This is a genomic window from Nocardia transvalensis (genome assembly GCF_015477765.1).
Classification (GTDB): domain Bacteria; phylum Actinomycetota; class Actinomycetes; order Mycobacteriales; family Mycobacteriaceae; genus Nocardia; species Nocardia transvalensis_A.
Genome location: NZ_JADLQQ010000003.1, coordinates 618,491 through 639,971, shown reverse-complemented (window position 1 = coordinate 639,971; position 21,481 = coordinate 618,491). Strand labels below are relative to the sequence as shown.

The 21,481-nt window shown below is 69.1% G+C and carries 16 protein-coding genes; 5 read left to right on the top strand and 11 right to left on the bottom strand.

All coding sequences use genetic code 11. The features are described 5' to 3' along the window. The first annotated feature begins 87 nt into the window (after positions 1 to 87). Positions 88 to 1,263, top strand: coding sequence for an FAD-binding oxidoreductase (locus tag IU452_RS10985; protein ID WP_195108829.1), 1,176 nt, complete (start codon positions 88 to 90; stop codon positions 1,261 to 1,263). A gap of 23 nt (positions 1,264 to 1,286) precedes the next feature. Then, the gene (locus IU452_RS10980; RefSeq protein WP_195108828.1) at positions 1,287 to 2,069 is read left to right on the top strand and encodes an FAD-binding oxidoreductase; all 783 of its coding nucleotides are present in this window, start codon (positions 1,287 to 1,289) and stop codon (positions 2,067 to 2,069) included. 18 nt (positions 2,070 to 2,087) lie between these two features. Here the strand turns inward: IU452_RS10980 and IU452_RS10975 are convergent, their stop codons facing one another. The 8 genes from IU452_RS10975 to IU452_RS10940 all read right to left on the bottom strand — a co-directional run bounded on the left by IU452_RS10975 (position 2,088) and on the right by IU452_RS10940 (position 10,684). Next, positions 2,088 to 3,257, bottom strand: a complete 1,170-nt coding sequence (locus IU452_RS10975; protein WP_195108827.1) for a globin domain-containing protein — start codon at positions 3,255 to 3,257, stop codon at positions 2,088 to 2,090. A gap of 516 nt (positions 3,258 to 3,773) precedes the next feature. After that, a complete protein-coding gene (locus tag IU452_RS10970; protein ID WP_195108826.1) occupies positions 3,774 to 4,172 on the bottom strand; it encodes a heat shock protein transcriptional repressor HspR in 399 nt (132 codons plus the stop codon). After that, positions 4,172 to 5,344: a molecular chaperone DnaJ gene (gene dnaJ / locus IU452_RS10965; protein WP_195108825.1), complete on the bottom strand. Its 1,173-nt coding sequence runs from the start codon at positions 5,342 to 5,344 to the stop codon at positions 4,172 to 4,174. Before dnaJ ends, IU452_RS10970 begins: the two co-directional genes overlap by 1 nt. Before the next feature lie 21 nt (positions 5,345 to 5,365). Further along, complete coding sequence (gene grpE / locus IU452_RS10960) at positions 5,366 to 6,061, bottom strand: nucleotide exchange factor GrpE (RefSeq protein ID WP_195108824.1); 696 nt, start codon at positions 6,059 to 6,061, stop codon at positions 5,366 to 5,368. Then, positions 6,058 to 7,902 (bottom strand): molecular chaperone DnaK, encoded by a 1,845-nt coding sequence (dnaK, locus tag IU452_RS10955; protein ID WP_195108823.1) that lies wholly within the window; start codon positions 7,900 to 7,902, stop codon positions 6,058 to 6,060. Before dnaK ends, grpE begins: the two co-directional genes overlap by 4 nt. A gap of 275 nt (positions 7,903 to 8,177) precedes the next feature. Next, positions 8,178 to 8,828: an endonuclease gene (locus IU452_RS10950; protein ID WP_195108822.1), complete on the bottom strand. Its 651-nt coding sequence runs from the start codon at positions 8,826 to 8,828 to the stop codon at positions 8,178 to 8,180. Positions 8,829 to 8,907: 79 nt separating this feature from the next. Continuing rightward, entirely contained in the window at positions 8,908 to 9,774 is an 867-nt protein-coding gene (locus tag IU452_RS10945; RefSeq protein ID WP_195108821.1) for an RNA polymerase sigma factor, read from the bottom strand. A 4-nt stretch (positions 9,775 to 9,778) separates the two neighbouring features. Next, a complete protein-coding gene (locus IU452_RS10940; protein WP_195108820.1) occupies positions 9,779 to 10,684 on the bottom strand; it encodes a haloalkane dehalogenase in 906 nt (301 codons plus the stop codon). A 119-nt stretch (positions 10,685 to 10,803) separates the two neighbouring features. Between IU452_RS10940 and IU452_RS10935 the strand changes: the two genes are divergently transcribed. After that, on the top strand, positions 10,804 to 11,964 hold the full coding sequence (locus IU452_RS10935) for a zinc-binding dehydrogenase (RefSeq protein ID WP_195108819.1): 1,161 nt from the start codon (positions 10,804 to 10,806) through the stop codon (positions 11,962 to 11,964). Positions 11,965 to 12,040: 76 nt separating this feature from the next. Here IU452_RS10935 and IU452_RS10930 read toward each other — a convergent pair whose 3' ends face one another. Genes IU452_RS10930 through IU452_RS38865 form a run of 3 tightly spaced genes read right to left on the bottom strand, consistent with a single transcriptional unit; the run spans position 12,041 to position 16,955 of the window. Continuing rightward, complete coding sequence (locus tag IU452_RS10930) at positions 12,041 to 13,576, bottom strand: dynamin family protein (RefSeq protein WP_416382300.1); 1,536 nt, start codon at positions 13,574 to 13,576, stop codon at positions 12,041 to 12,043. 38 nt (positions 13,577 to 13,614) lie between these two features. Next, entirely contained in the window at positions 13,615 to 15,465 is a 1,851-nt protein-coding gene (locus IU452_RS10925) for a dynamin family protein (protein ID WP_195108818.1), read from the bottom strand. A 20-nt stretch (positions 15,466 to 15,485) separates the two neighbouring features. After that, the gene (locus IU452_RS38865; RefSeq protein ID WP_195108817.1) at positions 15,486 to 16,955 is read right to left on the bottom strand and encodes an IniB N-terminal domain-containing protein; all 1,470 of its coding nucleotides are present in this window, start codon (positions 16,953 to 16,955) and stop codon (positions 15,486 to 15,488) included. A gap of 255 nt (positions 16,956 to 17,210) precedes the next feature. Between IU452_RS38865 and IU452_RS38860 the strand changes: the two genes are divergently transcribed. Further along, entirely contained in the window at positions 17,211 to 18,863 is a 1,653-nt protein-coding gene (locus tag IU452_RS38860) for an Hsp70 family protein (RefSeq protein ID WP_195108816.1), read from the top strand. Positions 18,864 to 18,873: 10 nt separating this feature from the next. Beyond that, complete coding sequence (locus IU452_RS10910; RefSeq protein WP_324192547.1) at positions 18,874 to 21,423, top strand: LuxR C-terminal-related transcriptional regulator; 2,550 nt, start codon at positions 18,874 to 18,876, stop codon at positions 21,421 to 21,423. The last annotated feature ends 58 nt before the right edge of the window (positions 21,424 to 21,481 follow it).

Below are 21,481 nucleotides of genomic sequence, written 5' to 3'. Positions count from 1 at the left end.
GTTTTTTCGGGGATACTTGACCGCGAAAGGACCGCCGGTCGGCGTGCGGTCCCCGGGCAGGTACATGCAGAAAGGGAGCTCGACGTCGTGGATGCGCGTTCGGCAGCGCTGGTCCGCGCCAACTTCCGGTCGATACTCGAGGCGCCGAACGGCCCCGAACGGTTGATCAGCGCGTTCTTCGGTCACATGTTCGCCGAGAACCCGGCGCTGCGCGAATTGTTCCCGCCCGCGATGGACATGATGCCCAAGAAGGTGGTCACCGCGATCCAGTTCGTGCTCGATCACCTCGAGGACTGGGATCGGGCCCAGCGCTTTCTCGAGCAGCTGGCCCGCGATCACCGCAAATACGGTGTCGAAGCGGCCCACTACGACATCGCCGGGCGCGCGCTGGTCGCCGCCTTCCGCACCTATCACGGGGCGGGCGGGGTCAACGGCATGACCTGGAGTCGCGAGCTGGAGGAGGGCTGGCGCGATATCGGCATCCTGATCTCGGCCTCGATGGCGATCGGCGCCAATTCGGACAAATCGCAACCGTATTGGGAGGCCACGGTGGTCGGGCACCGCCGCGTCCTGGACGATCTGGCGATCGTGCGGCTGCAGTCGGAGAGCCCGATTCCGTATCAGGCCGGACAGTATGTGCCGGTGTCGATTCCGCAGCGGCCGAAGATGTGGCGCTATCTGTCCCCGGCGATTCCGACGAATCCGTACGGGGAGATCGAATTCCATGTCCGCAAGGTGCGCACCGGGTGGGTGAGCCCGGGCATCGTGAACGAGACGCAGGTCGGGGACAAGTGGCTGATCGCGGGACCGCTGGGCGGGCTGCATGTGGACCGGGACAGCGGCCGCGATGTGCTCATGATCGGGTCGGGTACCGGGATCGCACCGCTGCGCGCCCAGTTGATCGAGATGGGGCGGCGCGGCATGAACCCGCGGGTGCACTTCTTCATCGGCGGGCGCTATCCCTGTGATCTGTACGACGTGGAGAACATGTGGCAGCTGTCGCTGAGCAACCCGTGGCTGACCGTGGTTCCGGTGTGCGAGAACGAATCCAACCCCTGGTGGCATCCGCATCCGCCCGCCGATCCGCCGTTCGGCATGCATCGGCGGCTTATCGGTAACCTGGGCGCGGTGGTGGCCAGTTTCGGCGCCTGGGCCGACCGGCAGATTCAGATCGCGGGTTCGGCACGCATGATCGCCGATACCAAGCGCGCGCTGTTGGCGGTCGGGACGCCGGAGCAGATCATCATGACGGATCCGGTGTAGGTCCACGGCGAGAGGGGATTTCAGTGACCATCGGCCCCGACGAGACAGGGGAACTCGGCCTCGGGGCCCAGGAGTGGAGCTCGACCGTGGTGGGCCATCACCGGCTGCGCCACGATATCGCGGTGATCCGGCTGATCGGGGAATTCGTGCCGTTCACCGCGGGCCAGTCGGTGGAAGTGCAGGTGCCGCAACACCCCGGCCTGCGTCGCCGGTTGTCCCCCGCGCTGCCGCCCTCGCTCGACGGCAAGCTGGAGTTCCATGTGCGCACGGTCCCGGGCGGCTGGTGCAGCGGCTCGATCGTGGCCGACACCCGCCCGGGTGACGAGTGGCGGATCAGCGAACCGGCGGGCTGGCTGGCCGTCGACGACTGGGCCACCGACGTCGTGATGATCGCGGGCGGAACGGGTTTGGCTCCCATGCGCTCGCTGCTGCTGGATCTGTCCCGCCGCCCCGAACCGCCCCGCACCCACCTGTTCATCGGCGGCCGCTCCCCCCGCGACCTCTACGCCTCGGACATGCTGTACCTGCTGGCGGGCGAATTACCCTGGCTGACCGTGGTTCCCGTGGTGGACAGCGCCGACGACCCCAACTGGGTCGACGAGTGGTACGAAAACTGCCGCGTGGACGTGGGTTTCGAGGTCGACGAAATGCTCGAGGGCACCCTGCCCGACGTCATCGGCGATATGGGGCCACTGCTGAATCACCAAGTACTCGTGTGCGGCTCGCCGGGCATGACCCGCGCGACGGTGGACCGGCTCATCCAGACCGGCACCCCCGCGGAAGCCATTCGCTACGAAGGGGTTTGATCCCGGCCGAAAGCAGGGTCAAAAAAGCGGATCGTGGCGGATGTTCTTCGTTGGTGTGCCTGCGGCCATCAGGCGGAACTTGGTGGTCTGCACCATCGACGGGGAGCCGACTATTTGGACGTCGTGGTCCTTCCAGGGGCCGCAACCGGCGACCACTTTGCCTATCTGTCCGACGCGGCGGGGTTCCAGGCCCGGGTATTCCGGTTGGTGGTCGCCGGGATCGTAGTACCACCACGGGTTTTCGGTGGTCTCTACGACGGGGGTGACGGTGAGCCATTTGTTGGCGACGGCCAGTTCGCTGAGGGTCTGCAGGTCGTAGAGGTCGCAGGGGTGGTGGCCGCCGACGAACAGATGCACCTTCGGATTGGATCGCCGCCGCGTCATCGCCATCAGTTGAGCACGCAGCGGCGCGATGCCGGTGCCGCAGCCGACCATCAGCATTTTGCGCCGCGTGTTGCGGGGGACGCCGAGTCCGCCCAGCGGTGAACCGAGCAACCATTGATCGCCGACTCCGGTATGCCCGACCATCGCCGGGCTCACCCAGCCGCCGGTGACGCTGCGGATATGAAATTCGATCTCTGCATTGGCATTCGCGGGAATGGCGGGCGAGAGATACCGCCACATGCGCGGCCGGGCGGGGATCTGCACACTCGTGTACTGCCCGGCGGCATACTGCATAGGCTGATCCAGCTTCAGCCGCACCACGACCAGATTGCGGAGCACCTCACGATGTTCGATCACGGTGCCGGTCCAGTACGGGGGCGTGTCCTCCTGCTCCGCGGCCCCGGCCATGGTCTGCGTAATGACGCCGAGCCCCTCGTCCCACGCGCGATCCACCTCGTCGGTCCACAGTTCGGTACCCGCGTAGGCGCACATGGCCGTCTTCAGCGTCTTCGACACCGCCACATAGTGTTCCGCGGAGACACCGTACTTGCGGTGGTCACGCCCGAGCTGAGCCAGGAAGGGGAGCAGTTTGTTCGGCTCCTCCAGCCGATCGACCGTATAGGCGATGGCCTTGACCAAGCGGTCACGCTGCGCGTCGAGGGCGGCCGGAAAGAAGTCGCGAACTTGCGGATGTTCGGTGAACAGAACGGCGTAGAACGATCGTGCCAGCCTCTCCGGTCCCCCCTCCTCCGCAGCAACCGCCTTGAACGTCGTTCTTATCAATGCGACGGTCCGCGAATCCATTTGTCTCACAACCCCATTTCGCACGAGAACACGGTCCGTGCCGGCGAGTGAGGTGCTGCGGGACACTCGACAGCAGCCGATGCAGACGAGTGTAAGCGAGGTTTGCCAGCTACGGAACGTGATGTTTAAACAACACGTGTGTAATTCCTTCTAAACCAGGCGCCGGAGCGTGAAGCCCCCAGGAAACAGACCGTCCGTCAAACGACACGCCGTTTCTTTTGTGCTGCGGCTCAGTAGTTCTGCACGGTTCTATTTGAAAAACTCGGATTTGCAGCTATCCGTTAGCTACCAAAATGGCGGTGCCACAACCGGACAATGGCACCGAAACGGACCTTCTGGCAACACTCGCGCCATCACCACCGCCATATCGGCACGAACGTCCCACTCCCCCAAATCCGTTCGATACGAATGTAATCGCAGCACATACCTCGCAACAAAACGCACTCGGGCGAAGGAGAAAAAGAAACAGCACCCCTGCTTCCAGAGGTGCTGTCTCGCAGATGTTCTCGATCGAACCTACCGGCGCTTGTTGCGCGGCTGCCACACCACCAGCGCCGTACTGCGCTGGGGTGGCGACAACTCGGGCAGATAGCGCGAGCGCAGGCGCTCGACCTCGGCGGTCAGATCGCGGACCCGCTGCTGCAGCTCCTCGACCTGATTGGTGAGTTCGATGATCCGTTTGATACCGGCCAGGTTCACGCCCTCGTCCTGGGACAGTCGCTGCACCTCGCGCAGCAGCTCCACATCCCGCGCCGAGTAGCGCCGGCCGCCGCCCGAAGTGCGTTGCGGCGTCACCAGACCCAGCCGGTCGTAGGTACGCAGCGTCTGCGCGTGCATACCCGCCAGCTGAGCCGCCACCGAGATCATGAAGTACTCGGTGCTACTACCCGTTCCCTTCTTCGGATCACCGTTCATCACGCACCTGCCCATCCGGCACGCGGGTCGAACCCGCTGGCCTTCTCTGCCTCCGCATAGCGCCGCAGCGCCTCGGAGGCATTGTCGTCCAGCTTCTGCGGCACCGCGACCTTCACGGTCACCAGCAGGTCACCGGCGCCACCGCCGCGCTTGGGCACACCGCGCCCGCGCACCCGCAGGGTCCGGCCGTCGGCGGTGCCCGGCGGCACCTTCACGCCCACCCGGCCGTCCAGCGTCGGCACGGAAACCGTTGTGCCCAGCACCAATTCGGCATAGCTGACGGGCAGCACCAGGGTCAGGTCGTCGCCGTTGCGGCCGAAGACCTTGTCCTGGCTGACGTGCACGGTGACATACAGGTCGCCCGCCGGGGCGCCCCGCAGGCCCGCTTCGCCCTGGCCCGCCAACCGAATTCGCTGACCGTCGCGCACACCCGGCGGAATCCGCACCGTGATGGTGCGGGTCCGGTTCTGAATGCCGGTGCCGCGGCAGTCCGAGCACGGGTCGTCGATGATCGACCCGGTCCCGCGGCAGTCGTCGCACGGCTCGCTGAATCCGAACGCACCCTGGTTGCGGCTGATCACGCCGGTTCCATTGCAGTGCGGGCAGACTCGCGGGCTCGTGCCCAGCTTGGCGCCGCTGCCGTGACAGGTGGTGCACGGCGACGGACTGGTCATGCGCAGCGGGACGGTCACACCCTGCGCGGCCTCGCGGAAGCCGAGGGTCGTCTCGGTCTCCACATCGCTGCCGCGCCGGGGCCGCGACGATGCGCGCGTCCCGGCGCCGCCGCGATTGAACAGGCCGCCCAGCAGGTCACCCAGGCCACCATCCCCGGCAGCGGCCGCGCCGCCGAAGATGTCGCCCAGGTTGAACTCGCTGAAGCCGCCCTGTCCGGCGTAGCCACCACCCGGCGAGAATCCGCCACGACCGAAGCCGCCGCTGGCGAACAGCCGCCGCGCCTCGTCGTACTCCTTGCGCTTCTCGGGATCCGACAGCACGGCATGTGCCTCGCTGACGGCCTTGAACCGCTCCTCGGCCTTGACATCCCCCGGATTCTTGTCCGGGTGCAGATCACGGGCCAGCTTGCGGTAGGCCTTCTTGACCTCGTCCTGGGTGGCGCTGGAGGAAATACCCAGTTCTTTGTAGAAGTCTTTTTCCAACCACTCCCGATTCACCGGGCATCTCCTCCTTTCTTCTTACTGCTCGCCTGTGCCGGCATCCGAGCCAGCGTTCGCCGTATCCGATGAGCTCTCGCCCACCAGATCTGTTACCCCGTCGGTGACTCCGACAAGCGCGTGCCGCAGCACGCGGTCACCGAAGCGGTAACCCTTGCGCATCACCACGCCGATCACCGGATCGTGGCCCTCGCCCTCGTGCTGCACGGCCTCGTGCAGGGTCGGGTCGAAGGGCTCGCCCTCGGCGCCGAATTCCTCGAGGCCCTGCTTCTTCAGCGCGTCGACCAGCTTGTCCGCGACCGACTTCAGCGGTCCGGACTCCAGGTCGCCGTGCGCACGAGCGCGATCCAGATCGTCGAGCACGCCGAGCAGTTCGGTGACCACCGCGGCCTTGGCCGTCTCCACCGCGGACTTGCGGTCGCGTTCGACGCGGCGACGGTAGTTGGCGTATTCGGCGGTCAGCCGCTGCAGATCGGCGGTGCGCTCGGCGAGTTCCGTACTGATGGTGTCGGCAAGCGTGGCGGATCCGTTCTCTCCGGCGGGGGCCTGAGCCTCGGCGGGGGCCGAAGGCTCCTGGGCCGCAGCCGAATCGGCGGCCGGAGCCGCGGCGGCGCCATCCGACGCCGCCGCAGGCTCACGGACTTCACCCGTCTCCGGATCGACCTTTCGCTTGTCCACGATGGTGACCGGTTCCTGTTCCGGGCTCTTATCCGTCACTTCTTCTCCGGCTCTTCCACAACCTCGGCGTCGACAACGGTGTCATCGGTGTTCTGGGTCGGGCCCGCACCGTTTCCGGAGGCCGCCGCATCCGACGCGCTGGCCTCGTAGATCGCCTGGCCCAGGGCCTGCGACTCGGTGGCCAGCTTCTCCACCGCGGACTTGATGGCCGCGATGTCGGTGCCCTTCAGCGCCTCGTTGGCGTCGGCGATAGCCGCCTCGACCTTGGTCTTGACGTCGGCCGGGACCTTGTCCTCGTTGTCCTTGATGAACTTCTCGGTCTGGTGCACCAGCGACTCGGCCTGGTTGCGGGTCTCCGCCTCCTCGCGCCGCTTGCGGTCCTCCTCGGCGTGCGCCTCGGCATCCTTGACCATCCGGTCGATCTCCTCCTTGGACAGGCCGGAGCCGTCCTGGATCTTGATCGTGTTCTCTTTACCCGTGCCCTTATCCTTCGCGGTCACGTGCACGATGCCGTTGGCGTCGATGTCGAAGGTGACCTCGATCTGGGGCACACCGCGCGGAGCCGGCGGGATGCCGGTCAGCTCGAAGGAGCCGAGCAGCTTGTTGTGCGAGGCGATCTCGCGCTCACCCTGATAGACCTGGATCTGCACCGACGGCTGGTTGTCGTCGGCGGTGGTGAAGGTCTCCGACCGCTTGGTCGGGATGGTGGTGTTGCGCTCGATGAGCTTGGTCATCACGCCGCCCTTGGTCTCGATGCCCAGCGACAGCGGGGTCACATCGAGCAGCAGGACGTCCTTGACCTCGCCCTTGAGCACACCGGCCTGCAGGGCGGCGCCGACGGCGACGACCTCGTCCGGGTTCACGCCCTTGTTGGGCTCCTTGCCGCCGGTCAGCTCGCGCACCAGCTCGGTGACGGCGGGCATACGGGTCGAACCACCCACGAGGACGACGTGATCGATGTCCTTGACCGAGATGCCGGCGTCCTTGATGACCTGCTGGAACGGCTGACGGGTGCGGTCGAGCAGATCCGAGGTGATCTTCTGGAACTCGGCGCGGCTCAGCTGCTCGTCCAGGAACAGCGGGTTCTTCTCGGCGTCGACGGTGATGTAGGGCAGGTTGATCGAGGTGCTCTGGCTCGAGGACAGCTCGATCTTGGCCTTCTCGGCGGCCTCACGCAGCCGCTGCAGGGCCATCTTGTCCTTGGTCAGGTCGATGCCGGTCTGGCCCTTGAACTTGTCGACCAGCCAGTCGACGATGCGGTTGTCCCAGTCGTCGCCGCCGAGGTGGTTGTCACCGGCGGTGGCGCGGACCTCGACGACGCCCTCGCCGATCTCCAGCAGCGAGACGTCGAAGGTGCCGCCACCGAGGTCGAAGACCAGGATGGTCTGCTCCTTCGAGCCCTTGTCCAGGCCGTACGCGAGCGCGGCCGCGGTGGGCTCGTTGACGATCCGCAGCACGTTCAGGCCGGCGATCTGGCCGGCCTCCTTGGTGGCCTGACGCTGGGCGTCCTCGAAGTACGCCGGAACGGTGATGACCGCGTCGGTGATCTCCTCACCGAGGTAGGACTCGGCGTCGCGCTTGAGCTTCATGAGCACGCGCGCGCTGATCTCCTGCGGCGTGTACTTCTTGGCGTCGATGTCGATGTTCCAGTTGTTCTCGCCCATGTGCCGCTTGACCGACTTCACGGTGCGGTCGACGTTGGTGACGGCCTGGTTCTTGGCGGGCTGGCCGACCAGCACCTCACCGTTCTTCGCGAAGGCGACGATCGAGGGAGTGGTGCGCGATCCCTCCGAGTTGGCAACGACGACCGGCTCACCGCCCTCGAGGACGGCGATAACCGAGTTCGTGGTCCCGAGGTCGATACCGACCGCACGAGCCATAGTGGGTTCCTCCTAAGTGACGTACATTCCCAGCAACACTGAGCCTGGTCGACTCAATCCTGCATGCCGACCCGAGACGAGTCAACCTGGGACTTGAGCCTACATCGCTCAACATTGTCGTACTGCTCAACGGGTGACCTGCGCCGTCCATTCCCGATCCGGAGAAAATCTTTGCCTCCGGCCTGGAGCGCGCCGGAATGACGGGCACACGCCGCAGTGACGTGGGACACGCAGCAGTGACGGGCCGCGGTCCCGGCGCGATCGTGGAGAAGACGTCAGGAGGTAGCGGACAGCACCTGGTCCGCGAGTTCGCGATCCAGGGCCACCCGCACGAGGGCCGCGGCGAATTCCGCCTCGTGGCCGGAGGGGCTCAGGCGGTCGAGTGCGTCGGGGGTGGTGGGGAGGCGGAGTTTCTCGGCTCCCTTGCGGGCGCGCTCGTCGAAGTGCGGGCGGACCCAGGTCCAGGTGTCCTGGACCTCGCGCAGGAAGATGTCGGCGCCCACCGGGCCGATGCCCTGGAACTTCTGCAACAGCTGCGCCAGCCGGTTCGGGTCGTGGTCGGCCTCGGCGGCCAGGCGGCGCAGGTCGCCCTGGTAGCGGTCCAGGAGCATGGCGGCGTTGGCGCCGAGGCGGGTCGCGGTGGATTCGTCGTAGCGCTTGTAATGGGCGCGGCCCAGGGCGTCCACGAGTTCCTGCCAGTCGGCGTCGGCGACCCGCTGCGGTGTCTTGTAGCCGGAGCGCACCAGTTCCCGGGCGGCGGCCACCGCGATCTCGGCGGAGATCCGGGTGCTCAGCAACTGGGCCAGCATGAGCAGTTGGAACAGCGGTGCGGGCTTGTCCGCCAGCGTGATTCCCGCCTCGGCGGCATAGCTGGTGCCCGCGCGGTCCAGCAACGCCCGCACGATGTCGTTGTCCGCTCGGCTCATCGTGCACCTGCCTTCCTGCTCGTCACGGAGGTCGTCCGACGGAAGCGAGATACCCATCGGCGCCCGGCTCACACACCGGTCACTCCCCGCGAATCAACAGGGGAAAACGATCCGACCGCAGCAGATCGGCGACCGCCTCCATCCGGGCGCTGGGTGCCGCGTAGTCGGGGTGGGCACGCAGCACGGCAGCCATATCGTGCAGGCGACCCATCTGCCGTTCGGCCTCGGCGGCGGTGCGGCCGCCGGGTGTGATCGGGTGGGTGGCGAGCGCCGGCCGCCGGGGATCGACCCGCCCGAGGTCGACGGCCTTGCCCACCCGCCGGGCACAGCGGCACGATGCCTGCGAATTCACCAGCCCGCAGGTCGCGTTCAGGAAGTTCCCGAGCCGGGACTTGGCCCGCTCCAGGCGCTTTCGATAGGCGGGCGCGGTGATGCCGAGAATCCAGGCGGCGTCGGCGGAGCTCAGGTCGAACACCTCGCCGAGCACGAAGGCGACGCGCTCGTCCCGCGACAGGCACTGCATCATGGCCTGGCTGCAGGTGAGGCGGACCTCGCGGGTGAGCAGCGTCGCCTCGGGGCCCCGGTAATCCTCGGCAGCCAGACCGTCTTTCAGCCCCTCCCCGAACTCGTCGAGCGACAGGTGAGCCGCCTCCTGCGGGCTGCGGCGACGCAGATTCAGCAGATAGTTGACGCCGATGCGATACGCCCACGTCGTCAGCTTCGCCTCCCCGCGCCAGCTGCCGAGGTTGCTCACCACGCGCAACAAAATCTCCTGCACGGCGTCCTCGGCATCGGCGGGCCTGCCGACCATGCGCAGGGCCAGGCGGTAGATCGGGTCCTGCAGCAGCCGAACCACCTCGGCAACCGCCTCCCGATCTCCCCCCACCGCCCGCGCCAGCAGCTCTTCTTCGTCACGAATGTGTTCCTGCTGCGTATCGGGCTGCACCCCCTTATCGTTGGCCCACTCCCCGCCGTCCGCAACCACCGAGATCGGCAGCCACCGCAGTGCGCACGTGCCGGTCGAACCACTCGGCGACGGCGGTGCCGATGGCGTCGGGCTGGTCCTCCGGTGCGTGATGCCCGGCCGGCCCGATGGACACCACCTCGGCCGAGGCGAAGGTGCTTGCGGCCCAGTCGATCATCTCGGAAGAGCCGAGGCCGAGGCCGTTCTCGACGGCCATGATCAGCTTGGGGATCTCGGGGGTGCGGGCCATGTACCGGCCGTAGTTCTCGACGATGGCGACGACGTCGGCCGGTTCGCCGCCGAGCGGTAACTCGCGCGGCCACACCAGCATCGGCTTACGGGATTCGGGGGTGGGGTACGGGGCGCGGTAGACATCGAGGTCGGCAGGGGTGAGGGATTTCGCACCGAACGGCAGATTGAATTCGATGAACATGTTCTCCTGCAGGATCATTCGCTCACCCTCGGGTGAGCGGAATTTGCGGAACAGGTCGGCGCCCTGGGGTGGCATCTCGTCCCACCGCATCGGCCGCAGAAAGGTCTCCAGGAGCGCGATCCCGTGGACGCGGCCGGGATGGCGAGCGGCCCAGTCCATTCCGAGCGCGCCGCCCCAGTCGTGACCGACGATGACCACCCGGTCCAGCCCCATCGCGTCGAACCAGGCGTCGAGATAGCGGGCGTGGTCGGCGAAGCGATAAGCGATATCGGGCTTGCCGGAATCGCCCATGCCGACGAGATCCGGTGCGAGCACCCGGGCCCGGTCGGCGACGTACGGAATCACATTGCGCCACAGATACGACGAGGTGGGGTTGCCGTGCAGGAACACCACCGGGATATCGCCGGTCCCGGTGTCGACGTAGTTGAGGTAGGAGTCGAGAACATCGATGGTGGCCATCGCGCGTGTCCTTCCGTGTGGAGTGGTGACATACCGTTTCGACACCGGTTCGGGCCGCCTGTGACCGCAGCGCACCGTGATCCACAACACATAGCTGTACCGCGCGGTACCGTGCGGATATGAAGGCGGTGGTCTGTTCCGAAGGCAAGCTGGAAGTCGCCGAGATGCCGGCGCCGGCACCAGGGCCCGGACAGGTGTTGATCAATGTCCTGCGGTGCGGCATCTGCGGATCGGATCTGCATGCCCGTTCGCACTGCGACGAACTCGCCGAGCTGACGAAGGCGACCGGCTACGACCACTTCATGCGGTCGGATCAGCGGGTGGTGCTCGGTCACGAATTCTGCGGCGAGGTGGTCGATTACGGCCCCGGATGCCGCAAACGGTGGAAGCGGGGCACCCGGGTGGTGGCGCTGCCGATCGTGCGGCACGGGCGGCAGCCGCATTTGACCGGTCTGTCGGCGGCCGCGCCGGGCGGTTACGCCGAACAGGTCGTGGTGCAGGAGTCGATGACATTCGCCGTGCCGAACGGGTTGTCGGCCGACCACGCCGCGCTCACCGAGCCGATGGCCGTCGCATGGCATGCCGTGCGGCGGGGGCGGGTGTCGACGCGGCAGACCGCCTTCGTCATCGGCTGCGGGCCGATCGGGCTCGCGGTGATCACCATGTTGAAGGCCGCGGGGGTGAAAACCGTTGTTGCCAGCGACTTCTCACCGCGGCGCCGGGAGTTGGCCGTCCGGTGCGGGGCCGATGTGGCGGTCGATCCCGGCACCGGATCCCCGTGGACCGCTGCACCCAGGAAGGGACACATCACCGGCGTCACCGACGTGCTGAACCTCGGATTCGACGCCATGGAGCGGCTGCGTCGCATCCCGAATATGCCGTGGTGGTACGGATTCCGGCTGGCGCATGCGCTCAACGCCGGACCGTCGGGTCCGGTGATCTTCGAATGCGTCGGCGTCCCCGGGATCATCGACCACATCCTCACCGCCGCCCCGCCCCTGTCCCGCGTGGTCGTGGTCGGAGTGTGCATGGAGGCCGACACCATTCATCCGGCCATAGCCATCAACAAGGAGATCGAGCTGCGCTTCGTCCTCGGCTACGACCCGGGCGAATTCCGCGACACCCTGCACATGATCGCCGACGGCAAGGTCGACCCGACCCCGCTCATCACCGGCACCGTCGGCCTGGGAGGCGTCGACAACGCCTTCGCCGCCCTGGGCAACCCGGAACGCCACGCCAAGATCCTCATCGACCCGGCCAGCCCCGCCACCGCCCCCTGAGCACCTCAGCCGCACCCCGCGTCGTTATCCGCACGCTGTGCAGGGGGTGCGGGTGCATGCACGGGGTGCGGCTGGGTTAGCGGAGCAGGTCGAGGATGCCCTCGGCGCTGCGGGCGGCGGTGCGGCAGGCGTTGGCGGTGAACTGGTCGGCGAGGGGGTGCCGGGCGCGGGTGCGCCATTTATGGACGGCGGCACGGGCTTCGGTGTGCAGGGCCGAGGGGTCCGTGTGGTCGGGCAGGCCCAGCCGTCGGTGCGGGGCGACGCCCGAGCCGCCGATGAGGCGGTGCAGTTCGGTGAGGTCGGCCGCGGGGAGGGCCAATTCGTCGGTGCGCAGGCGCCCGAGCAGGCGTAGTTCGGCGAAGCCGTGCACGTCGGCGAGCAGCGTGCGGACCCGGGGCAGCAGCCGGTCGGCCCGGGTGCCGGGATAGGCGGTGAGGACACCGGCCAGCGCGGTGAGGGCCGAATGCGCCTTCAGCTGGTCGGCGCGCTGGCCGAATTGCACATCGAGCACCGAACGCAATTCGTCCAGGCCGCTGCGCTCGGTCAACTCCGCGGCCAGCGTGCTGGAGTCGCGGACCCCGAGCCGAATCAGGGTGACCGCCAGGCGGATTCCGAACAGTCCGAAGCGGGCCGCCAGATGGGCACGCAGTTCCGGCGGCACCGGCAGCGGCAGTTCCGGGCGGGCGAAGCGGTCGGCCGACAGCAGGGCGGTGCTCAACTCCTCCACCGGCACCGTCGCCAACGCTTCGAACGCGTCGTACTCGCGCTGACGCAGGGTCGCCGCGGCGAAGGCGAGCAGACCGGCGACCGGAATCACCGCCTGGCACAGGCCCGTTCGCTCCAACTCGGTGGCGAAGCGGGCCGCGACCTCGCGGGCCGAATGCAGGGCATCGATACGGCCCGCGCCGATCTCGTCGGCCCGGGACACCACGCCCACCACACCCAGCGGACCGGTCGCGTCGCCGCCGGACCCGATGCGCTCGAGAAGGCCGATATCGGAGGCGTCGAGGCGGCGCAGCAGGTAGACGACGGCGTCGGCCTCGGGCAGCGCACCGGCACCGGGATCATCAGGGGTCAGCAGCCGCGCGGTCCGCATCGACACCTCGCGAGACAGCGACGAGGTGCCGGGGGTGTCGATGATCGTGGTGCGCGTCAATGCCGTCGCGGGCCAGTCCACCTCGAGATGATCCACCTCGCGCGGGCCACCGGAATTCCAGCGCAGCGCCGACAGATCGAAGGACAGCCCGTGCGCACCGGGTAGCCCGTCGGCGCCCGGCTGCCGCCGCACCACCACATCCGCGCGGGCGCCGTCGGTGGCGTAGGCCGTGACGCGCGGCGTGGAACCGTGGCGATACCAGGTGACCATGCGGGTGCACTCGGTGGCGTCGGTAGGGGCGATGTCCTGCCCGACCAGCGCGTTCAGCAGCGTCGACTTCCCGGCCTTCAGCTGTCCCGCCAGCGCCACCCGCAGCGGCTGATCCAGGCGCCGCGCGCAGTCGTCGAGCAGCGCGGCCGGGCGTGACCGTCCCGCGAACGCCTGCCGGGCAGCCGCCACCAACCGGCGCGTCTCGGGCACGATGCCCTGCTCCGCGCCCGTGACCTCGAAACTCACGCGGATACCGTACCGAGGGAGAAGGGAGATTCCGGGCACTACCCCGAGATCGGCCGGACATCGGCGGCAGGCAGCATCGCCGCGGCGTACCGGCGCAATTCGGCGACGATACGCAGCTGGCGCTCCAGTTCGGCGCAGCGCGCGTTCCGCCGGGCGGTCTCCACCCCGGCGGCGTCCTGGGCGGCCTGCAGGGAATCGTTGATCGAGCGCAGGCTGCGGTCGGCGATGCCGGTGAAGTGGTCGCGCAGTACCCGGTGGATGCGGTGCAGCCGGTCGCGGGACTGTTTCGCCGCCTCGAAGCTGACATCGTCGAGGTAGCGGCGCACCGCCGTCTTCGCCTCGGTGCGCCGCCGCGCCAGCCGTTCTCGTTTGTCGTCGCGGAAGGCCTTGCCGCCCAAAAGGACTCCCGCCCCGAGTGACACCGGGTTGATCAAGGCCAGTCCCGCGACCGTACTGGCGAGACCGATCATCACCATGCCGCCGTAGGAGCCGCGCATGCCCACCAACACCTTGTGGCCCAGGCCCAGGTCCGGTTCCAGGTCCGTGAGCGTCACCGAATCGGCCCGGGAGGCACCGTGATCGAGTTCCTGCCGCACAGTGGGCAGTTCGACGCCGCCGAACTCGCGGAAATGTTCGGAAACACGCTCGGCCAGGTGGAGTGCGCGGGTATGCGTCCACAGCAGGTTGTCGCCGAGGGCCGTGTCGACGGTGGTGGTGAGCCACTGCGCCATCTGTTCCCAGAGCCGGCCGGGGTCGTTGTCGTCGATCCACTCCTCGGCGGTGCGGCCGATGGCGCGCAGGCGGTCGCGCAGATCGTGGTCGATATCGGACGCCAGGTCGGTGATGCCGTCGCCGAGGGTCTGCTGCCAGGCGGCGGTGCGGCGGTGCAGGTCCTCGGCCTGGGCCTTGGCCGTGCGCAGCTCACGCACGGCCGCGGCGCCTTTCTCCGGGTCCCGCAGCGCCACCAGTTCGCTGCCCAGGGCCAGAGCCAGATGCTCTGCGGCCGAGGAGATGTCGAGTGCCACCGCGCGACGGGTCGCGGCCTGATCGCGCGCCACCACCTGTTCGCGCAGGAAATCGTAGAGCGGGCCGAAACCCGATTCCCGGCCCAGTTGCTCGTCCTGCAGCCGCATGGCGTGTGTGCGCAGCAGCGACGACACCGCAATGATGGGTATTTCCACGTGGTTTCGTTTCAGGTGGCCCTGATCGGCCTGCCCCACCTGACGCCAGTGCGGATACAGATCGATCTTGGTGAGCAATATCGCCACGGCCGGGCACAGCTCACGGACCTGCCGCAAGAAGTCGACTTCCGGTTCGGTGAGTTCGGTCGAGGCGTCCGACAGCAGCAGGACCGCGTCGGCGGTGGGTGCGAGGCCGAGAACTCCCGCGGCGCCGGGGGCGGCGTGCCCCCCGATGGCCGGGGTGTCGACGAGCACGATGCCGTCGGCCAGCAGCGGGCTGGGTGCGCGGATTTCCAGCCGCAGCGCGTGGCCACGGGGTGAGTGCGGCGTGATGGTGTGAATCTCGTTGAGAGGCAGCGATACCCGTGTCCCACCGGCCTCGCTGCCGCCGGGTCCGGCGAGCACGAGTTCGGCCTCGGTCTGCGGACCGTGCGAGAGAAGGAGGGGGACCGTGGTGGTGGCGTCGTCACCGACCGGGCAGAGCTCGAGATCGAGCAGGGCGTTGACGAACCGGCTCTTTCCCTGATTGCCCAACCCGGCCACCACGATCCGGCGGCGCGGGTCGCGAAGCCGTTCGGCCAGCACCTCCAGCCGTCCCACCAGGTCGCCGCGTTGCGCCGCACGCGCGGCCGCGATGGTTTCGGCAAGCACCGTCACCAGCGGCAGTGCGGGTGCCTGCACCGCCGAACCACCCACCACGATCCCCATTTCCCTCTCGTGCCCTTCGATCAGTGCAGCAGGCCGCCGGTGACATCACCGCTCGCATGGGCATCGGCGGCACCGGAGGCATGCGCACCGGCATCGCCGAACAGTCCGCTCGACCCGGTCACGCCGCCGGAGGCATCGAGCCCGCCATGCCCACCGCCCTGCAGCGTGCTGTCGAGCTCACCGCCGACACCGCCACCGAACGAGGCCTCGACACCACTGCCGAACGCATGCGAAACATCAACACTCGACCAGGTATTCGCCACACCATCGACCGCACCACCGAGCCCGCTCTGCACGCCCCCACTGCCCGCCCCCACGGCACCGAGCCCGCCCTGCACCCCGGCCTCGAGCCCCCCACCCACCGAGCCACCCATCCCGGTCTCCAACCCACTACCCACCCCGACCGCATCGGACACCGAACTACCCAGTCCCGCACCGAAATCCGAACCCGCACCCGCAGCTCCACCGAGCGCCCCACCCAACCCGGCCTCCAAACCACTGCTGGCCCCGACCGCACCCGACACCGAACTATCCAGCCCGGCACCGAGATCCGAACCGGCACTCACGACTCCACCGAGGGCCCCACCCAACCCGGCCTCCAAACCACTGCCGGCGCCGATCGCACCGGATGCTGCACCACCCAGGGCTCCACCGAGGTCCGAACTCGCCTGCACGGCACTGTTCGCGGCGGCGGTCAACCCCGCCCCGAGATCCGCGGTGCCGCCGAGGGCCCCACCGAGCGCAGTCTGCAGACCGCTGCTCGCCTCGGCGGCACCGTTCAGGCTGGTTTCGAGCGCGGTGGATGCCGAACCCTCGACGGCACCCGAGAGACTCGAACCCAGCTGAGCACCGGCACCTACCGCGACGCCCAGCGCGCCGGAGAGGCCGGTGTTCAGGTCGGCGGTCGCGTCCATGGCGGTGTCGACCGCCGCCGACAGCGAGTTGCCGAGGGCCGCACCAGCTTCGGCCACACCGTTTGCGGCCGTGGTCAACCCGATGCCGAGGCCGGTCGTCAGGTCGCCGGTTATCTGGCCTGCGGCGCCGAGGGCGCCGGTGAGGTCCGCACCGCCCTGGGCAACCGCGTCGGCGGCGGCCTGGAGTCCGGTGCTCAGGCCCAGGCCCGCGGCGGCCCCGGCTCCCAGTTCGACCGCACCGGACAGGTCGACCCCGAGTCCCGCACCCGCTTGCACGCCGGTCTCGGCGGCCAGTGCGGCACCGGCGACCAGATTCGCCTGGCTGGTCGCGGCGACCTCGGCGGCCGCGCCCGTGGCGGCACCGGCACCGGCCGCCACGATCGCGGCCAGCTGCGAACCACCGCTGATCAGAGCCGATTCCGCCACCATGGGGGCAACCGCGGAAATGTCCTCCGGCGTCACCGCCCCGAGTCCCGCGGCGTGCAATGCCTCGGCGGGGTTGGCGCAATAACCCACCGCGGCCTCGTGGTCGCGCAGCAGGCCGAGGATGAACTCGAGGATCGCGTTGGGACTCATCGCACATCGTCTCCCGGGTCGGCGGACCGTCGGCGATCCGCAGTAGTCGAATTACCTTTCACGCTAGGAACGCCATCCGTTACGCGAAACGGGGCGCGGCCCCCTCCCCTGCTCGGCGAGTGCATTGGGGGCAAGCCTGGCATTAGGGGAATTTCCCCGTACTCGCCCCGAAACGAGTAACGACGAACCCCCAGCAACCGAAAGCCTCGTTAGGTCGAGACGACCGCACCGCTTGCGAACGACAGGGGTTCTCGAATGGCTCAGGGCCTGGCGCTCGGCATCACCGTCGGGTCGTCGAACACGGTCGCCGTGACCACTTCGGGGGGAGATGGCCACCCGCACGGCACCGCCGTATACATCCGTCCGAGCGCGCCGGGATCGGAGAACCTCCTGTCCCGGGTCGGCGACCCGGTCGGCATCCTCACCGACGACGGAACCTCGATCGCCGCGGCCGATCCGGTCGCCGGTGTGATCGGCCGCATGGTCGACGATCTCGCGCCGGCGAGCACCGTGGCCTGCCACCCGGCCTGGTGGCCGGCGCACGCCGTCGCCGCCCAGCGCGCCGCCCTGGACCGCGCGGGCCACCGCGACGTCACACTCGTGCCGGAGCCGACCGCCGCGCTGCGATGGCTGGCGGACACCCACGGCCTTCCCGACGCCGATGCGGTCGTGGTGTACGACCTGGGCGCCACCGGCGTCACCGTCTCGGTCCTCGGCACCGGATCGCGATCCGGTCTGCTGGGCGAGCCGCTGCGCTCCACCGACGTCGCCGGTGCCGAATTCGATCTCCTGACAATGCGTTACGTTCTGGCAAACGCCGCGGGAGAAAACGATTTCGACCCCTTCGATCCGATGATCGAAACAGAATTGTCGGCCCTTCGCCGACGGTGCGGAAATGCGAAAGAAGAGCTTTCCGGAAATACCGCGGCGGTGGTTCCGGTCCGGCTGCCCGGCATCATCCGCGACATCCGCCTGGTCCGCGACGAGGTCGAAGACCTGTTCCGCGGACCGCTGCTGCACTCACTGGAGCTGGTCCACGAGGCGCTGCGCCGGGCGGGTTCCGCCCGCCCGGGTCGAATCCTGTTGACCGGCGGCGGCGCTGCGATTCCGCTCCTGGCCGAGCTGATCTCTTCCGAGTTCGGCGTCCCCGTCCTGGCCGACTCGGAACCGGCGCACACCAGCGCTCACGGCGCGAGCGCCCTGGCCGCCGACCTTCTCGACACCACACAGTTCGCGGACGCCGCCCAGACCACCACCTCCCTCGCTGCGGTCGTGAAATCCGCAGCGCCCGAGCCCATCCCCGCGCCCGAACGCACCCCGATCCTGCCTCCGCTCCCGCAGCAAAAGCGCGCCGACCGGGTCGGCACCTGGCGGCGCGTGGCGTTCATCGGCGGTGCCGCCGTGGCCGTCGCGGTGCTCGCGACGGGCACCCTCGCCCTCGGCACCGCGATCCAGTCGTCACCGACCCCGAATTCGTCCGAACCGACCACTGCCACGCCCACGCCCGGCACCTCGACTGCCGGTGCAGGCCCCACTTCCGGCGGATTCACGGCAGTGTCGAATACCGGCACCGCACAAGGCGATCGGGCCACGACGGCACCGATCTCCGGCACTACCGCCGACACCCCGGCTCCGGTCAGCACCTCCGGCAGTGACCCGCAGGCTCCCGCCGCCGACAGCCGGCCCGATACCCCGGTGCCGAATACGCCCGCACCGCAACCTGGTTCGCCCCCACCCGCACCGGCCGTGCAACCACCGCCCGTGCAGCCACCGTCGGCGCCCACCCTCCCCAGCCAACCCGGCTCGGGCCTGGGCAACACCCTGAACAACGGTCTCGGTCAGGCGGGCGATGCGCTCGGCACCGTGCTGCAGGCGCCGGGCCAGGTACTCCCGCACACGGGTGGTTGAGGTCGGGCCCGTGATAACAACTGCAACTGTTGCGCTCGAATCCCTGCCGGGCGCACGAGAAATCCTCCGCGAGCTGGATTCCCGCAGCCCGGATCCGCTGGTCTACCTCCTGCGCGGCCGCGCGGGCACGGGCAAGTCGACGCTGCTCGCCGCGATCCGCGCCCGCCTGCGCGGCCGCGGCATCGCCTCCTGCGACGACGTCGCCACCACGGGCCGCGGTGACGGCGTACCACCCGCACTGATCATCGACGACGCACACACCCTCGAGCGGGCCGAGCTGGAAAAGCTCACCGTCGTAGTCGAATCCGGCTGCTGCACCGTCGTGGTCGCGACCCGCCCCCGCCCGCACGACATCACCCTGCGCGGCCTGATCGACGCGGTGTCGCGACGCGGCCGGGTGCTGGATCTGCGCGCCCTGGGCGTGGCCGACATAGCGCCGTTCGCCCGGGAATTGGGAATGATGGTGCCGCGCCAGGTGGCCCAGCACATCCATCGCCAGACCGCCGGAATCCACGGCGGCGTGGTCGCGGCCCTGTCCGCGGCCTGCGCGACCCGGCTCGACGCCGGCATCGGCGCGGTCGACGACGCCGTGACCACCTGGGCGCGCTCACTGCTCGACGGCACCGATCCGCGCCTGTTGGACGTGTTCGTCGTCGCGACCACCGGCGCGGGCCTCGATCCCGGCGAACTCACCGAGGTGCTGGACATCGACCACGGCACCGCCCTGGACCTCATCGATCGAGCGCGGGCCAGTGCCCTGGTGACCGATGCGGATCTCCTGCTGGCCCCGGCGATCGCCCCGCTGCGCACCCTGGTCGGCGACCGCCGGTTCCTGACCGTGCAGCGCCGGCTGTTCGAGGCCCGCCTGGAGGCGGGGCTGCTGCGCGACCACACCGCCCTGCTGCTCGCCGAATCCGGCGTCCGCGATCCACGCCTGGCCGCATTCCTCTGTGCCACCGCCGAAAAGACGGGTGAGGAGGCGGTGCGCTACTACGCCGCGGCGGCGGCGAGCGGGGCCGACCGGCAGTCCGTCGCGGTCCGCTGGGCCGAGGCCGCCGCGCGCGCCGGTGACGGCGAGACGGCCCTGCGGCTGGCCGAGCCGGTGCTGGGCCGTGCCACCGCGCCCGCCGCGGAAGTGGCTGCGGCCGTTCGCGTCTGCGCCGGGGTGTGGACCCGGCGTGGACTCGCCGCCCGCGCCGCCCAGCTCTACACCTGGCTCGGCCCGCAGCGCGCGGGTGCCGACCGGGCCATCGGCGCGACCGTGCACTATCTGGTGGGCGATATCGAGTCGGCCACCGCGTCGACCACCTCCGCGGCGCCCTGGCCGCCTACCGAGGCGACCGCGCGGGCGGGCCTGATCGCCACCGCCGTGGCTCAATCCCTCGGCGTGCCCGTCTCGGGGACCGAGGGCAACGGTTCGGCCGAATCCGGCCGCGCCGCAGCCGTTGCGGCGGCCTCGGCGTTGATTCAGGCCGCCCGGGCCACCGACCCGGCCGCCGACAGCGTTCTCCCCTGCACCGCGGTCTCGATCGCGACGCTGCTGTGCCTGAGTATGGGCGAACCCCGCCGGGCCGCCGACGCCCTGCGGGCCGGTGGTGACCGCGACCCGCATCTGCTGGTCCTGGCGGCCTGGACCGCGATGCTCGGCGGCGACGAGCAGACCGCCGCGAAAATCGTTGTGACCCTCGATTTCGAGGCCCTGTCGAAGCGGGATCGGCTGCTGGCGCACGGCGTCGCTGTCGGCCTGGCCCGGCGCGGCGGCGACCACACCGCGCTGGTCCTGGCGTGGGAGGCGGCCTATCCGCTGTTCGACGAGGTCGGGGCCGATCTGCTGGCCCTGCTGCCGATCGGCGAGCTGTGGCTGGCCGGAATCCGGCTGCGCGACGAGGGCCGGGTGACCGCACTGGTCGATGCCGTCCGCGAGCTGCTGCGCCGCCTGGACCATCCACCGGCCTGGTCCAATGCCTTCCACTGGTATGCGATCCAGGCCGCCATCGCGCACGAACGCCCCGACGAACTGCTCCCACCGGCCCAGCAGTTGAAGGCCGCGGCGCTGGCCGGTGACCCGCATGCCGCGGTGCTGGCCGACGCGGGCCGCACCTGGGTGCTGGTGCTGCGCGGCCAGGTCTCCCAGGAGAAGGTGACCGCCGCCGTGCGCCGCCTCGCCGGTATCGGCCTGATCTGGGACGCCGCGCGGCTGGCCAGCGAGGCGGCCCTCGCGGCCGACGATTCGGCGACCGCCACCGCCCTGCTCAAACTGGCCCGCACGATTCGCACCGAGGCCCGGCCGCAGCAGCACCCGATCCAGCCACCCGAACCCGCGGCGCCGCCCCAGCAGCCCGCCCCGGCCACCGAAACCCTGCTCAGCGAGCGCGAACGCGAAGTGGCGGAATTGGTACTTCTGGGACTGACCTACCGTGAAATCGGCGCCCGACTGTACATCTCGGCGAAGACGGTGGAGCATCATGTCGCGCGGATCCGGCGTCGCATCGGAGCCGGTTCCCGTTCGGAGTTATTGTCGATGCTCCGCGCCATGGGACACGGTTCGCTGCTCGTGTGACGGCGGTGCGGAACGACCGCGGCCCGCGACGCCGGAGGCGGCGCCATGAGACGCGAAG

Coding starts and splice junctions, on each gene's coding strand:
- IU452_RS10950 (WP_195108822.1), bottom strand. CDS start 8,828: ATGAGCCGAGCGGACAACGACATCGTGCGGGCGTTGCTGGACCGCGCG.
- IU452_RS10975 (WP_195108827.1), bottom strand. CDS start 3,257: ATGGATTCGCGGACCGTCGCATTGATAAGAACGACGTTCAAGGCGGTT.
- IU452_RS38865 (WP_195108817.1), bottom strand. CDS start 16,955: ATGAGTCCCAACGCGATCCTCGAGTTCATCCTCGGCCTGCTGCGCGAC.
- dnaK (WP_195108823.1), bottom strand. CDS start 7,902: ATGGCTCGTGCGGTCGGTATCGACCTCGGGACCACGAACTCGGTTATC.
- IU452_RS10925 (WP_195108818.1), bottom strand. CDS start 15,465: ATGGGGATCGTGGTGGGTGGTTCGGCGGTGCAGGCACCCGCACTGCCG.
- IU452_RS38860 (WP_195108816.1), top strand. CDS start 17,211: ATGGCTCAGGGCCTGGCGCTCGGCATCACCGTCGGGTCGTCGAACACG.
- IU452_RS10970 (WP_195108826.1), bottom strand. CDS start 4,172: ATGAACGGTGATCCGAAGAAGGGAACGGGTAGTAGCACCGAGTACTTC.
- IU452_RS10935 (WP_195108819.1), top strand. CDS start 10,804: ATGAAGGCGGTGGTCTGTTCCGAAGGCAAGCTGGAAGTCGCCGAGATG.
- IU452_RS10940 (WP_195108820.1), bottom strand. CDS start 10,684: ATGGCCACCATCGATGTTCTCGACTCCTACCTCAACTACGTCGACACC.